12 protein-coding genes are annotated in these 14,353 nt (G+C 52.3%); all 12 read right to left on the bottom strand.

Annotation, left to right across the window (positions count from 1 at the left end):
* Nucleotides 1-25: 25 nt before the first annotated feature.
* The 12 genes from ileS to N24_RS11235 all read right to left on the bottom strand — a co-directional run bounded on the left by ileS (nucleotide 26) and on the right by N24_RS11235 (nucleotide 14,353).
* Entirely contained in the window at nucleotides 26-3,190 is a 3,165-nt protein-coding gene (ileS, locus tag N24_RS11180) for an isoleucine--tRNA ligase (RefSeq protein WP_096456988.1), read from the bottom strand.
* A gap of 301 nt (nucleotides 3,191-3,491) precedes the next feature.
* Nucleotides 3,492-3,662 carry a hypothetical protein gene (locus N24_RS11185; RefSeq protein WP_167381970.1) on the bottom strand — a complete coding sequence of 57 codons (171 nt, stop codon included), beginning with the start codon at nucleotides 3,660-3,662 and terminating at the stop codon, nucleotides 3,492-3,494.
* A 118-nt stretch (nucleotides 3,663-3,780) separates the two neighbouring features.
* Complete coding sequence (locus N24_RS11190) at nucleotides 3,781-4,869, bottom strand: DivIVA domain-containing protein (protein WP_096456991.1); 1,089 nt, start codon at nucleotides 4,867-4,869, stop codon at nucleotides 3,781-3,783.
* A 467-nt stretch (nucleotides 4,870-5,336) separates the two neighbouring features.
* Nucleotides 5,337-5,624: a YggT family protein gene (locus N24_RS11195; protein ID WP_096456994.1), complete on the bottom strand. Its 288-nt coding sequence runs from the start codon at nucleotides 5,622-5,624 to the stop codon at nucleotides 5,337-5,339.
* A 240-nt stretch (nucleotides 5,625-5,864) separates the two neighbouring features.
* Nucleotides 5,865-6,323 (bottom strand): cell division protein SepF, encoded by a 459-nt coding sequence (locus N24_RS11200; protein WP_096456997.1) that lies wholly within the window; start codon nucleotides 6,321-6,323, stop codon nucleotides 5,865-5,867.
* A gap of 76 nt (nucleotides 6,324-6,399) precedes the next feature.
* Complete coding sequence (locus N24_RS11205) at nucleotides 6,400-7,104, bottom strand: YggS family pyridoxal phosphate-dependent enzyme (protein ID WP_096457000.1); 705 nt, start codon at nucleotides 7,102-7,104, stop codon at nucleotides 6,400-6,402.
* Nucleotide 7,105: 1 nt separating this feature from the next.
* On the bottom strand, nucleotides 7,106-7,846 hold the full coding sequence (gene pgeF / locus N24_RS11210) for a peptidoglycan editing factor PgeF (RefSeq protein ID WP_096457002.1): 741 nt from the start codon (nucleotides 7,844-7,846) through the stop codon (nucleotides 7,106-7,108).
* A 27-nt stretch (nucleotides 7,847-7,873) separates the two neighbouring features.
* Complete coding sequence (gene ftsZ / locus N24_RS11215) at nucleotides 7,874-9,172, bottom strand: cell division protein FtsZ (protein ID WP_096457005.1); 1,299 nt, start codon at nucleotides 9,170-9,172, stop codon at nucleotides 7,874-7,876.
* Nucleotides 9,173-9,421: 249 nt separating this feature from the next.
* Nucleotides 9,422-10,090: a cell division protein FtsQ gene (ftsQ, locus tag N24_RS11220; protein WP_096457009.1), complete on the bottom strand. Its 669-nt coding sequence runs from the start codon at nucleotides 10,088-10,090 to the stop codon at nucleotides 9,422-9,424.
* 36 nt (nucleotides 10,091-10,126) lie between these two features.
* Complete coding sequence (gene murC, locus N24_RS11225) at nucleotides 10,127-11,506, bottom strand: UDP-N-acetylmuramate--L-alanine ligase (protein ID WP_231911075.1); 1,380 nt, start codon at nucleotides 11,504-11,506, stop codon at nucleotides 10,127-10,129.
* A 123-nt stretch (nucleotides 11,507-11,629) separates the two neighbouring features.
* Nucleotides 11,630-12,712, bottom strand: a complete 1,083-nt coding sequence (murG, locus tag N24_RS11230; RefSeq protein ID WP_096457015.1) for an undecaprenyldiphospho-muramoylpentapeptide beta-N-acetylglucosaminyltransferase — start codon at nucleotides 12,710-12,712, stop codon at nucleotides 11,630-11,632.
* Between the two features lie 30 nt (nucleotides 12,713-12,742).
* The gene (locus tag N24_RS11235; RefSeq protein ID WP_231910997.1) at nucleotides 12,743-14,353 is read right to left on the bottom strand and encodes a peptidoglycan glycosyltransferase FtsW; all 1,611 of its coding nucleotides are present in this window, start codon (nucleotides 14,351-14,353) and stop codon (nucleotides 12,743-12,745) included.

Here is a 14,353-nt window from a genome sequence, read left to right on the forward strand (position 1 = left end):
TTTACAAGCTGTTATTTAGAACTTGTTAGTTCTTAGTAACTTTCGCGGTGACACCTGCAACGATGTCATGGGTTTCGCCATCCAAAGCATCAGTGGTGATCTCAAAGGAGGTGGCCAACACTTCAGCTGCGATGTGATCAGCGTGAGTGGTGATCCACTCCTTCTTGTCCTCAGGAACACTGATGACAACAGAGATACGGTCTGATACTTCAAAGCCGGAGTTCTTTCGCGCATCCTGCAGACCGCGGATTGCATCTGCTGCCCAGCCTTCTGCTTCGAGTTCTTCCGTGACGTTCATGTCCAAAACCACAAGGCCGTCCACACCGTCGATCTGTGCGGTGGAATCAGGGTTTGCTGCAACAAGACGCTCGGTGAATTCACCATCATTGAGCTGGATACCATCAGCAACAACCACGTCGCCTTCGCGAGTATAATTTCCAGACTTCACTGCCTTGATCACACGCTGTACGTCCTTGCCCAAGCGAGGTCCCGCGACCTTAGCGTTGACAACGACCTCAAAGGTTCCCACTGCATCCACATCAGAGGTCAGCTCGACATTTTTCACATTGACTTCATCACGGATGATGGAAGCAAAGTCTGCCAGACGATCTGCATCTGGAAGGGCAACAGTTAGACCTGGTAGGGGCAGGCGGTTGCGCAGCTTGTGAGACTTACGCACAGAAGACGCCGCTGAGCAGACACCACGGATCTCATCCATAGTGCGAACCAATTCTGCATCTGCTGGGAAAGAATCTGCAGATGGGAAGTCGGTCAAGTGCACGGAGCGCTCGCCGGTTAGTCCACGCCAGATTACTTCGGTGGTCATTGGCAGCAGTGGAGCTGCTACGCGGGTGAGAGTTTCCAGCACGGTGTAGAGGGTGTTGAAGGCCTCTGGGTGTGCTTCGTCGCCTGCCCAGAAACGTTCACGGGAGCGTCGTACGTACCAGTTGGTCAAGGCGTCACAGAAGTTGCGTACCAGGTCGCATGCTTTGGCAATGTCAGTGCTGTCCAGTGCAGCCTGGGTATCAGCTACCAAGTCGTGGAGCTTTGCCAAGATGTAGCGATCTAGGACGTCGGTGGAATCGACAGACCAGGTTGCCTTCTTGGAGGTGTACAGCTGCAGGAAGGAGTATGCGTTCCACATTGGAAGCTGAGCTTGGCGCACACCTTCGCGGATGCCCTTTTCGGTGACAATCAGGTTGCCGCCGCGCAGGATTGGAGAGCTCACGAGGAACCAACGCATGGCATCGGAACCATCACGGTCGAAGACTTCGTTGACGTTTGGGTAATTGCCCTTGGACTTGGACATCTTTAGTCCGTCATCGCCTAAGACAATGCCGTGAGCGACAACCTTCTTGAAGGCTGGGCGGTCAAACAGTGCGGTGGACAGCACGTGGAGCAGGTAGAACCAACCACGGGTTTGTCCGATGTACTCCACGATGAAGTCTGCTGGTGCGTGGGTGTCAAACCATTCTTTGTTCTCGAATGGGTAATGCACCTGTGCAAATGGCATGGAACCAGAGTCGAACCACACATCCAACACGTCGGTGACGCGTCGCATGGTGGACTTGCCGGTTGGATCGTCTGGGTTTGGACGAGTTAGTTCATCAATGTCTGGGCGGTGCAGGGACTTTGGACGCACGCCGAAGTCAGCCTCAAGCTCATCGAGTGAGCCGTAGACATCCACGCGTGGGTATTCATCGTTGTCGGACACCCATGCTGGGATTGGTGATCCCCAGTAACGGGAACGGGAGATGTTCCAGTCGCGGGCACCTTCAAGCCACTTGCCAAATTGGCCGTCGCGGATGTGTGCTGGCATCCACTCGATATCCTGGTTGACCTCAACCATGCGGTCACGGATCTCGGTGACGTTGACAAACCATGATGGCAGAGCCATGTAGATCAGCGGTTCACCGGATCGCCATGAGTGTGGGTAGGAGTGCTCGATGGTCTGGTGGCGAACCACACGACCTGCAGCCTTAAGGTCCTTGATGATGTCCTTATTGGCATCGAACACCAACTGTCCTTGGTACTCAGGGACAAGGCTGGTGAATTTACCATCCATATCAACAGGAATGACAGGTTCGATACCTGCAGCATTACAGGTGTTCATATCGTCTTCACCGAAAGCTGGCGCCTGGTGGACGATACCGGTGCCGTCTTCGGTGGTGACGTATTCTGCCCCCAAGATTTGGAACGCATTCGCGTGATCACGGAAGTAACCGAAAATTGGCTCGTAGGTCAGTCCGACCAGTCCAGAACCAGGATGCTCAGAAACCACCACTGCCTCAGCGCCCAACTCCTTGGAGTAGGCACCGATGAGGTCCTTGGCCAAAAGAACACGCTTGCCGACGAATTCCGCCTCACCGTCTTCAGCAACCTCAACCAATGCGTAGGTCACGCTTGGATTAACTGCCAATGCAAGGTTGGAAGGAAGGGTCCACGGGGTGGTCGTCCATGCCAGTGCAAGTGCTCCAACAAGATCAGGGTTAGCGTCGGTTCCCTCAACAGTGCCAGTCACTGGGAAAGTGACGGTCAAGGTTGGGTCTTGGCGCAACTTGTAGGAGTCATCCAGGCGGGTTTCCTGGTTAGACAACGGGGTGTGCTCTGCCCAGGAATAAGGCAACACGCGGAAGCCCTGGTAGATCAGGCCCTTGTCGTAAAGTTCCTTAAATGCCCAGATCACGGACTCCATGTAGGAAAGGTCCATGGTCTTGTAGCCGTTTTCAAAGTCAACCCAACGAGCTTGGCGGGTGACGTATTCTTCCCACTCCTTGGTGTATTGCAACACCGAGGTAGCGCAGTATTCGTTGAACTTGGCAAGTCCCATGGCTTCGATCTCGCCTTTGTCCTTGATGCCAAGCTGTTTTTCTGCCTCAAGCTCGGCAGGAAGACCGTGGGTGTCCCAACCAAATACGCGGGGAACCCTGTAACCGCGCATGGTTTGGTACCTAGGAACAATGTCTTTGACGTAGCCGGTCAGCAAGTGACCATAGTGTGGAAGACCGTTAGCAAAAGGAGGGCCATCGTAGAAAACGTAGTCTTCTGCGCCTTCACGCTGATCGATACTGGCCTGGAAAGTATCGTCCTGCTTCCAGTAGTTCAGGACATTTTCTTCCATTTCTGGAAATTTGGAAGACCCACCAGATAAATCAACCTGTGGGTAAACTCCGCCAACGGCTTCAGACATGTGTACTTCGTCCCATCCTTCACGCAAGTGACATTAATTATTGCTCTACTTGCGGGGACGCCCTTAAAAAATCCGGACGCGGTACCACCCAGCTTGAGCTAGAAAAACTAGCTCCACTTCGTTGACTAAAGGTCTATCACGGTCCCACCCGTTCGGTTCTACTAAACACCTACTTGAAATTTTTCGTTGGTGTGGTTCTTCCGAAAAGCTCCCCGGTGATTGCCGGATCATAACCTCTGCCGTTTTAGGTTAGTGTGTCAACAAATGTTGCGCAACATTGTTGCAACGTACAACATATCGCTCACCGCGCTTTGTGTTTATTCCACATATCGATGCCAAAACAGATTAGTCCAGCCACCACCACGACTATGAGCAGCACAGTCCACGTATGAGATGGTTCGATCACGGTGATCACTAGCAAAATGAAACCGATGAAGGAAAGAATCAAAGCAGCAAAAAACACCAGAGTCACATTTCCTTGAAGTGCTGTGTATGTGGAAGGTTCAAACAAGAAAACTCCCAGATCCGGATACTTAAAAGTAGGTAATCCGGACCCGGGAGCCGGGTTAAAAGATTATTAATCTTTCTTTTTACTCACCAGATGGCTTGTTGCTGCTCGGTGCAGAAGATCCACGTGCGTTGAGCTCTTCCAGCTGTCCCTCAAGCAGGGACTTCAGGCGAGTGCGGTACTCACGCTCGAAGGTCTGCAGCTCTGCGATCCGGGTCTCCAGAGCATTTTGCTGCTCCTTGACTGCTGCCATGGTTTCAGTGTGCTTGCGCTCTGCATCTGCCTGAAGGGCGTTTGCCTTGTCTTCAGCCTGACGGATCTGTGCTTCTGCACGAGAGGTCGATGCGGCCAAGGTAGCTGCGGACTTCTTCTCAGCTTCAGAAACAAGGTTCTTCGCCTTGGTGTCGGCTTCGCTAACCAGGGTGTTGGCGCGTGCTTCAGCATCAGCGATCTGCTTTTCAGCGTTTGCGCGTGCTTCTTCCAAGGTGCGGTTGGAGGTGCTGTTTGCTTCTTCGATCTGCTTTTCAGCTGCTTCACGAGCCTCATCCAACATAGACTTGGACTCCGAACGTGCCTCAGAGGTAAGGCGATCAGCCATTTCCTGTGCAAGGCCCAATACCTTGGCTGCCTGCATGTGAGTATCCACATTTGCGGCACCTGTGGCCACAGCTGCACCAGCTCCAGCTCCGGCTGCACCCACTGCTGCTGCCTTGGTGTTGTTGGAAGAAGCTGCGTTCTTAGCTTCTGCCTTTGCCTTCTCAGCTTCATCACGAGCTGCCTTGGCATCTGCCTGGGCACGCTGCAGTTGATCCTGAGCCGACTTTGCATCGTTTTGAGCCTTCTGGGTGGCCTTGGACGCCTCATCAAGCTTGGATGCGTATTCAGAGCGAAGCTTCTGCTCGATCTCCTTGCGCAATGCTGCCTCATCGACAGACTTTGTAGCTACCGCTGCACCCGCAGTTGAGGAACCAGCAGCAGAAGAGCCGTCAGCGATCTGCGCTTCTAGTTCTTCGACCTGCTGCTTAAGGTCATCATTTTCCTCTTGGAACTGTACGAGGGTGTCCTCGACGAGGTCTAAGAACTGATCAACCTCGTCTTCGTTGTAGCCACGCTTGCCGATAGGCGGCTTGTTAAAAGCGACGTTATGCACATCAGCTGGAGTCAACGGCATTTGCGGATTCCCTTCGATTTAACGGTGGCCCCAGGCAGGGCCGGGACTCAGCCACAAGAATCTCTCATGACTGGAATTTCCATTTATCATACTGTTCTTCACACGTCATTGTAGCCAGCAGTCGTTTTTTATCTGGCATACGCGCCGAAATCTCTACAGAGAATTTCAAAAACCTGCACATTTCCACACACCGAAGTGCGTCAAAAGTTTCATGCCGATGACTGTGAAGCGAACGTGGCCTACCCTACCCTTCACAATTACAGATATGTCATTTGAATTGCGCGTTTGCGAAATTTTGGCCCCTAAATGACGCACCCCAAAACGCCCTTACCTATATCAATTCGTTACCAACGTTATCCTTGTCACACTTTTTTAAAGCATGCTTTTCGACGCCCCAATGCGGGTGTGCGAAAAGGGGGTAGATGCAGAAAAACCCGCCTCATTCCGGGGCGGGCTCTACAACTAACTTAGGCAAACGCTCTAATGACTTGCTGCAAGATCGAGAGGATAAAAAAGAGAACCAGAACAGACAAGTCAAGGCGCACATTACCCAATGGCAGTGGCGGGATGATCCGACGCAATAACTTCACTGGCGGATCAGTGACCATAAAAATAGGCTCCGCGATGAAATAGAACCACTTTGGTGGCGCGAACGATCTGGAAAAGGACTGAATCATCTCAATCACGATGCGTGCGACAAGCACCCACGTGTAAATACCGATGATCCAGGCGATCAATAATGCAATGTTACCCACGAAGAAACAGCCTAACTGAAGTTTAGGGAGGATGAAATTGAAGATGGCGCCACGACCCGTGACACTTTCATAGTAGACGCAAAAACCCGTCCCAGACCTTGGAAAAGTACACGGAAGGCCTGTGACGGGTTTAAGGGTTTTTACACTTTAGGATTTTACGATCACGCTGCACATGAGGCGCTGAAGCTTAAGAATTCAGCGCTGTAGTGACCCAGTAAATCCACACCACTTTTGGTGTGTTTAACGGATACGTGCGGCGCGCTCGAGTTCGGAGGTGCTGATATTAGACAGCTCTGGAACGACAGCGAAGGTGAGGCTGTCGATCTTTTGCATCTTGCCACGCAAAGCAAAGCACAGTCCTGCTGCAAAATCGACAATGCGACGTGCTTCCTCACGAGACAAAAGGCTCATGTCAAACACCACTGCGTCACCATCACGGAACGCTGCGCCGATAACCTGAGCATCTTCAAAAGAATGCAGCTCTACTGGAACAATCGTGGACTGGTATGAGCGAGGAGCTGGGGTTGGCGCTACTGGAGCTGGTGCTTCTGGCGCGTAGCCGTAGTCACGCTCACGGTATTCAGGTGCGTACGCAGCAGTGCCCTCGTAACGTGGTTCGTCTGCATAGTAAGCATCCTCGTGCTCTGCTTCGTATGGAGCAAGTCCGAAGAATTCTTTAGTCTTCTTGAGCATGGACATGGCAGTTTCCCTTCACCTGGAATGTCTTAATTTTCATGTGCAGCTGGGGCGCTCGTCACACCCTTAACTTGATTTTCTACGCTAGCGGTCGGTTCCCAAGAATTTCAGTTCCGACACGCACGATTGTCGAGCCGTGTTTAATCGCCGCGACGAGATCTCCAGACATACCTGCTGAAAATTCCAAAGACCTGTCAAAGTGTTCTTCTAAACCTGAAAGTACGTCCCTTGCCTGGGAAAAGGCATTTTCTGCGTCCCACCCGAGTGGAGGAACACACATGAGTCCTTCAAAGCGTAGATGGAGGCTGTTGCTAATTGTTTCAGCAAGTTGATTGACCTGGTCTAATGGAGTTCCACCACGGCTGGGATCACCATCCAGACTCAGTTGAATAAAACACGGAAGCACTTTTGAGGTACGGTCGCCTCGTTCTAGGGCAAGCCCCACTCCCCTATTGAGTGCTTCTGCAATTTTTTCGCTATCCACAGAGTGCACCGCCGCTGCCCACCGTGCAATTGAGTTGGCCTTTTTTGATTGGATTTGGCCAATCATATGAAAATCCATCTCAGGTAATTCTAGAGCTTTGGCGCGTGCTTCTTGTTCCCTGTTTTCTCCCACAGCGGTTACACCGAGATCATGGAGGATCTTGATGTCTTCAACTGGATGAAATTTGGTCACCGGCAATAGACGTACACTGCCTGCGGCACGGTTGAACTCGTTGAGGGTCGCGTCGATACGCGTTTGTACCTGCTGCAGCCTAGCCTGCAGCTCTTCGCGGCGCTCCATTTTAAGCCTCCTTCGGTAGCCAGACCACACCGGCTTGGCGTCCGGTGGTGCCTTCACGGCGATAGGAAAATAGATCTTCATCCTCAATGGTGCAGCGAGGATCCGAATCGATCAGCTGCACACCCAGGCTGAGCATCTGTCGTAACAGACCAGCCCGGATATCTAGACCTGTCGTGCCCTTGGTCGTGCGAGCAATTGAACCTGGAAGCTTAGCTTCCACATCGCGCGCCATGGCCTCAGGTACCTCATAGTGCGCACCTGAGGCCGCAGCACCCATGAGCGCATGAATTTTACTGGGTGTGGCACCTAACTCCACCATCGTGGCAATCGTCTTCGCCACGATGCCGTTGCGCGCGCCCATGCGACCAGCATGCACAGCCGCGATAACACCCGCATCCGTATCGGACAACAGCACTGGGACGCAATCAGCCACCAAAACAGCCAGCGCCAAACCACGCTGAGTAGTAACCAATGCATCAGTTGCTTCTACAGCTTGGCCATCAGCTGGTGCTTGATCAATAACGGTGACGGTATTGGAGTGAATCTGCTCCATATAGACCACGTTGTTGTGCGGTAGTTCGATGATATCTGCAAGTCGGGCACGGTTTGCTGCCACAGCTTGAGGATCATCACCAACATGATCGCCCAGATTGAAGGAAGCGTACGGAGATTGCGAAACCCCGCCGGCACGGGTTGTAAAAACCTTGCGGACGGGGCGAGTGCGAGGGTCAAGACTATCCATAACAGATCAGTCTATTCACCTTCTTAATTACTGGAGGAAGCTGGGTACATCCAGGTCGTCTCCACGGTCATCGCGACGGTCATCCCTGCGATCGTCACGGCGGTCGTCGCGACGCTCATCCCTGCGATCGTAGCCACGATCCTCACGGCGGTAATCACGCTCACCACCGGTGAACAGACCACCGCCGGAACGAGTCTCTTCGATGCGATGACGCGCACCTGCGGAACGAGACAAGTAAGGATCATTGTCCTCACGAGCTCCACCGAAGATGCTCTCCTTCTCAGGAGGAAGAGTTGCGTTTGAAGCAGGAGCCTGAGGAGCTGGCTCATGAGCTGGAGCTGCTTGCACACCTGCACGGCGGTTTTCAGCCGCAGTAGCACGTGCTGCATCAAAACCAGTTGCAATCACGGTGACGCGGACTTCATCGCCCAAGTTGTCATCGATGATGGTACCGAAAATGAGGTTGACATCTTCATCGGCGCGTTCACGCACCATGGAAGCTGCTGCATTGACTTCCATAAGACCCAAGTCAGATCCACCAGCAAACGACAGCAGAACTCCAGTGGCACCGTCCATGGTTGCCTCGAGAAGTGGGGAGTTTATTGCCTGCTCAGTTGCAGTTACAACGCGGTTGTCTCCACGTGCAGAACCAACACCCATCAGTGCAGAACCGGCTTCAGACATAACGGAGCGAACGTCGGCGAAGTCCACGTTGATCACACCAGGGATGGTGATCAGGTTGGTTATACCCTGAACACCGTTGTGGAGGACCTCATCTGCTGCGCGGAAAGCTTCCATCATGGACAGGTTGGCATCGCCTAGTTCAAGTAGGCGATCGTTTGGAATAACGATAAGGGTGTCGCAGACTTCCTTGAGCGCTGCGATGCCCTCTTCTGCCTGGCGGGTACGGCGACGACCTTCGAATTCAAAAGGCCTGGTAACAACACCGATGGTCAACGCGCCCATCTTCTTAGCAATGCCCGCGACTACTGGCGCAGCACCAGTTCCGGTGCCACCGCCTTCACCCGCGGTAACGAAGACCATGTCAGCACCCTTGATGGTTTCTTCGATTTCGTTTTTGTGGTCTTCTGCAGAGGTACGGCCAACTTCTGGGTTCGCGCCTGCACCAAGACCACGGGTAGCTTCACGTCCAATGTCGAGCTTTACGTCGGCATCAGAGAACATGAGAGCCTGCGAGTCGGTGTTCACCGCGATGAACTCCACGCCTTTGAGGCCTTCTTCAATCATGCGGTTGACGGCGTTGACTCCGCCGCCGCCCACGCCGACGACCTTAATCTTGGCGAGGTAGTTGTTCGGTGAGGTCATTGTCGATGTCTCGCCTTTCGAAGAGTTGATACTAAAAATTTGTTGCTTCTATCTTAATTCCAGATGAGGTCTCATCTGATGAGTGCCTATCTAAAAATTCTTAATTCGACTGACATATATCTTGTGCGAAAAACACGTCAATGTGTCGGACATTTACGGCGGCGTGTCGCCACCCTCAACCTTTACTTTAGGGTTGTTGAGGTGGGCAAACGCAAGACGCAAAAACGAACCAGAACTATTTAAGCCACTTTAGCGGACGGTTACCATTGACGGTGAGCTGATGTTCCAATGTTGGCCTTCACGCTTTAAAACCGTTGACATTGCTACTGCCTTATCGTGGTTGTTTTCGGAAGATCCCCAGTAGATTTCGCGCCCATCGTTAAGTTTGAGCGAAATATCAAACTGATCTGGAGCATCGACTATCTGGATATTTTCGACCATCTGCGCATCTTGCAGTTTTATAGCATTGATGACCTCAATAACAGCCGGAAACACCTCAGTGTTTTGCTCGTCGGTTCCAGAAACCTCAACTGTGCCCACAGGTGGGGTGCCAATCAATATTTCTTTACCCTCGGAATCAAAAATATGATCACCATCGGAGCGTTTCACAAATACAGCAGGCTCACGCTCCACTAAATCCACGGTGACGGTGCTTGGCAGAGTTCGATTAACTGTCACAGACTTTACCCACGGCAAACCCACAATATTGTGTCCTGCCGAGGTGGCATCGATGCGTAGCAGGTTTTCGCCTTCCACGATCCCCGATACTTCAACTACTTGATCAGGATCCGTGCGCGTGGCGCCTGTAACTTCTATTGTTCCCACTTTGAGGATAGGAACAAACCAGGCGACAACACCTAAAATCGCTGCTACCGCAACCACCACGCCTACAACAATGGCGATGACTTTTTTGTTCACGCGAGTCCTGCCTTTGTTTTCGCTCAACACCAAAAATTAGTCTTGGAGTCGGTTTAAAATCTCTGGTGCAAGCATCGTCACAGATCCTGCTCCCATGGTTAACACGATGTCATGTGGTCCAGCGATTTCCGCCACACGGTCTGGGACTGCAGAATAATTTGGCTCATATACTGCAGGAATCGTCATGGCATCAGTGATGATCTCTGAGGACACACCATCTACTGGTTGCTCACGCGCGCCGAAAATCTCAAGCACGACAGCAGCATCTGCTAGTGACAACGCTTCGGCGAATTCTTGCTGGAACTCCAGGGTGCGCGAATACAAGTGAGGTTGAAAAGCCACAATGACACGTCCTTGACCTGCAGTTTCCACGCGGGATCGCGCAGCCTTTAACACCGCGGTGACTTCCGTTGGGTGGTGCGCATAATCATCAAACACCGTTGCTCCGTTGTAGACACCTCCTGTTACCGTGCCGTGGTATTCAAAGCGGCGTCGCACACCTGAGAAATCAGACAAACCTTCAACAAGCTTGTCGACGTCGCCACCCACCAGGTATCCAGCCAGCAGCGCGGCTGCACCGTTGAGCACCATATGATCGCCAGGGATCTGCAGGATAACGGACACCTCTTTGCCATCAATGTTGATGGTCGCACGTGTGCCTTCAGCAACAACGTGAGAATCAACAATCGTGGCCAGAGCTGGAATCTCAGGATGCGCCTCTGCTGCTTCAAAAGTGCCGTAACCTACGGTTTTAATTCCCTTCCGCACTGCCCGCTCCCCTAGTTCGGCTGCATGGGGATCATCAAGACACACCACCAGTTTTCCATCTGGGGTGATCCGTCCTGCGAAATCATCAAAGACCTGGAAATAAGCCTCATGTGTTTTGAAGTAGTCAAGGTGATCGGGCTCCACATTGGTGACCACAGCAATTTTGGGTGAATACCGCAACAACGATGCATCGGATTCATCTGCTTCTGCGATAAACACATCACCAGTTCCATGGTGCGCATTTGTTCCGGCTTTGTTGAGCTGGCCACCAATAGCAAAACTTGGATCCATTCCCGCTGCCTGCATGGCAACCACTGCCATGGATGTGGTGGACGTTTTGCCATGGGTACCTGCAATTAGAACCTGGGTGTAGCCGTCCATCAGTTCGCCGAGCAAATCAGATCGACGGATAACTGGAATGCCTTCTTCATGCGCGCGCACCAGCTCGGGGTTATCTTGAGGGATAGCAGCGAAAGAAGTAACCACCACGGTGGGTAATTGGCCAGAAAGTTCAAGGTTTTCTGCTGCGTGTCCAACTGCAATTTTCGCGCCGACTGCACGAAGTGGAAGTAGCGTCCTAGAATCCTTGGCATCAGAACCGGTGACAGTTTTCCCGCGAGCTAAGAGCACCCTGGCAACGCCAGACATTCCGGCACCACCAATGCCGATGAGGTGGACGCGAGACAAATCAATATCTTGTGCGAAATCCAAATGTGGAGTGGTCACCTTTAACTATTCCTTTGCGTTTAAACTGATCGATTTTTAGTTGTGTTAGCCGTTGATAGTTGCAGCAATCATGTCTGCAATAACCGTGGAGGCATTTCCAACACCGGAAGACTTGGCCGCTGCTGCCATCTTCTGATGTGTGGATGGATTGAGAAGAATATCGCGGGAGGCGTCGACAAGTGTAGTAGCGGTAAATGCTGCATCGTCGATCTGGCGCGCACCACCTGCTTCAATGACTGCCTGAGCATTTAATGCTTGTTCACCGTTGCCGTGCGGCAACGGTACATAAACCGCAGGGATGCCGGCAGCAGTGACTTCCGCAACGGTCATGGCACCAGAACGGCACACAATCAGATCTGCAACTGCATACGCTGCTTGCATATCATCGATAAATGCAACCGGGACATAACCCGGCTTTGCATTAGGCAACTCATTTTTCTTGCCCACGGCGTGTAAAACTTGGAAACCCTGGTCAAGCAGTTCATCGATCGCTTCGGCTACAGCCTTATTCATGCTCACAGATCCCTGCGACCCACCAGTGACAAAAATGGCGCTGCGCTTTGCATCTAGCCCCCAGGTTTCTCGTGCCCGAAGCACAGCTGATTCATCCTGCCCGCCGCTTAGCGATGCGCGAATTGGAATGCCCACCACATCGCCGTCCATGCCTGAACCTGCAACCGCGTTTAATCCAACCCCGCCAAGCTTCACGCCCAATTTATTTGCCATGCCAGCTCGTGCATTTGCTTCATGAACAAAAAAGGGCAACTTGAGCGACCTGGCTGCCATATACGCAGGTGCGGAAACATAACCACCAAACCCGATGACAGCTTGAGCTTCAGAATCTTTTAATGCTTTGCGAGCTTGGCCAAGCGCTTTGGCCACCCGAAATGGAAGCTTCAACAAATCCATATTGGGTTTGCGCGGAACTGGAACTGGTTCAATCAGTCGCAGCTCAAAACCCCGATCCGGAACCAACGAAGTTTCCAAACCACGGGCGGTGCCAAGGGCAACCACCGTTGCATTATGGCTATCCCGCAGTGCCTCAGCCACTGCTAATGCCGGCTCAATATGCCCTGCTGTTCCACCACCTGCAACGACAACCCGAATAGGTTTTTTAGGGTTCGTCATCTTCTTCGTAGTTCTCCTGACTTCACACGTCTATCTGCGGTTGCGGTTGTCACGCCAATCATCACGTTGACTGCGACTTCCTTGCTTTCCGGATCCTGTTCCGGGTGCTCGGCTGCGATCTTGTGGACGCTCGGCGCGCCCTGAGCCCTGACTATTTCGTCCTCTGACGCTACCAGCAGCACGTCGCGGAGCTTCCGATTGTACTCCAGTGCGTTTATTACGTGGCGCCTGTGCACGACGTGCAGTCACTGGATCACCAAAGCGTTCACGAGTCTCACGCTGTGGATTTGGCTTCGGCTTTGCTGTCTTACGATTCTTTGAACGCACTTTTGCATTACTCGTGGTCAATTCACTGGATGGCTCGCGAAGACCCAACAGGCGATCAATTGCTGGTCGACCATAAGAGGCCATTGCCGAGACTGTTTCCGGTTCATGGCGGGCACAACTAATAAGCAAGCCCATCGACGCCAACGTAATAATCGCAGAAGTACCACCCGCAGAGATCATCGGAAGCTGAATTCCTGTCACTGGCAGCAATCCCACCACATAGCCAATATTGATAAATGCCTGGGAAACAACCGCAGCGGTCAAGGTTGCCGCCATAAGACCTAGAAATGGGTCGTGGCTTTTCTTTGCTGTGCGCAAACCAAAGTACAAAAGACCTGCGAACAGCGCGATTACCAGTGCTCCGCCCCACAGCCCCAGCTCTTCGCCAATGATGGCAAAGATAAAGTCATTTTTAGCTTCTGGCAGGTAGAACCATTTTGCACGTGACTGCCCCAATCCAACGCCAAGACCTGATCCATCCGCAAGGGATAGGAATCCTTGGTATGACTGGAACGCAATGCCGCGGACGTCATGGAAGTTTCCAAACAGTGCGTCGAAATACACTTCAAAACGACTCGATCGGAAGCCACCTCCCAACGCCAAAACTGCTAGACCTGCAATGATAAGCACACCTGCGATGGCAATCCAGCCCATGGCGATGCCAGCAAAAAACAGCATGAATAGCACCACAAGCACAAAGGACATCGCCATTCCGGCGTCGCCTTCCATGAAGATCAAAAATGCCATGAATGCGCCAACGGCACCAAAGCGCATCAAATGATTGTTAAACCAATGCTGAACTGGTCCTTTACCTGCTAAATAGTGCGCACCCCACACCGCGATGGCTACCTTGGCAATTTCAGAAGGCTGAAACTGCACAGGCCCTAAAGCGATCCACGATTGGGAACCCACTTCTTCTTTACCGGTACCAATACCTGGGATTTGCACCGCCAGCAGCAAACCGATGGAGATGACCAACAAAACATTAGACAGATTTCTTATTGTTTGTGGGCGCATCATCAGCGCCACCCACATGGCAAAGAACCCCAAGACAATCATGATGCCCTGGCGCACCGCGGTGCCCCATACTGAACCGCCGTCCCTTAAAGACCACGTCATCGATGAGGAATACACCATGACTACACCGAGGCAGGACAAAATAACCACGATGCACATGATCATGATGTAGTCAGTTAGAGGGCGTGCTAAAAGGTCATTCCACGCACCGGAAATACGCTCCCGAATTCCTAATCCTGTCCTAGTTTTAGCACCAGTTTGCGGACGTGCGGGTTTTTTGGCGGCTCCGGTGGTCAT

The sequence above is a fragment of the Corynebacterium suranareeae genome (assembly GCF_002355155.1).
GTDB lineage: Bacteria > Actinomycetota > Actinomycetes > Mycobacteriales > Mycobacteriaceae > Corynebacterium > Corynebacterium suranareeae.

Coding starts and splice junctions, on each gene's coding strand:
- murG (WP_096457015.1), bottom strand. CDS start 12,712: ATGACGAACCCTAAAAAACCTATTCGGGTTGTCGTTGCAGGTGGTGGA.
- N24_RS11200 (WP_096456997.1), bottom strand. CDS start 6,323: ATGTCCATGCTCAAGAAGACTAAAGAATTCTTCGGACTTGCTCCATAC.
- N24_RS11190 (WP_096456991.1), bottom strand. CDS start 4,869: ATGCCGTTGACTCCAGCTGATGTGCATAACGTCGCTTTTAACAAGCCG.
- N24_RS11205 (WP_096457000.1), bottom strand. CDS start 7,104: ATGGAGCGCCGCGAAGAGCTGCAGGCTAGGCTGCAGCAGGTACAAACG.
- ileS (WP_096456988.1), bottom strand. CDS start 3,190: ATGTCTGAAGCCGTTGGCGGAGTTTACCCACAGGTTGATTTATCTGGT.
- ftsZ (WP_096457005.1), bottom strand. CDS start 9,172: ATGACCTCACCGAACAACTACCTCGCCAAGATTAAGGTCGTCGGCGTG.
- N24_RS11235 (WP_231910997.1), bottom strand. CDS start 14,353: ATGACCACCGGAGCCGCCAAAAAACCCGCACGTCCGCAAACTGGTGCT.
- pgeF (WP_096457002.1), bottom strand. CDS start 7,846: ATGGATAGTCTTGACCCTCGCACTCGCCCCGTCCGCAAGGTTTTTACA.
- murC (WP_231911075.1), bottom strand. CDS start 11,506: ATGTCTGGCGTTGCCAGGGTGCTCTTAGCTCGCGGGAAAACTGTCACC.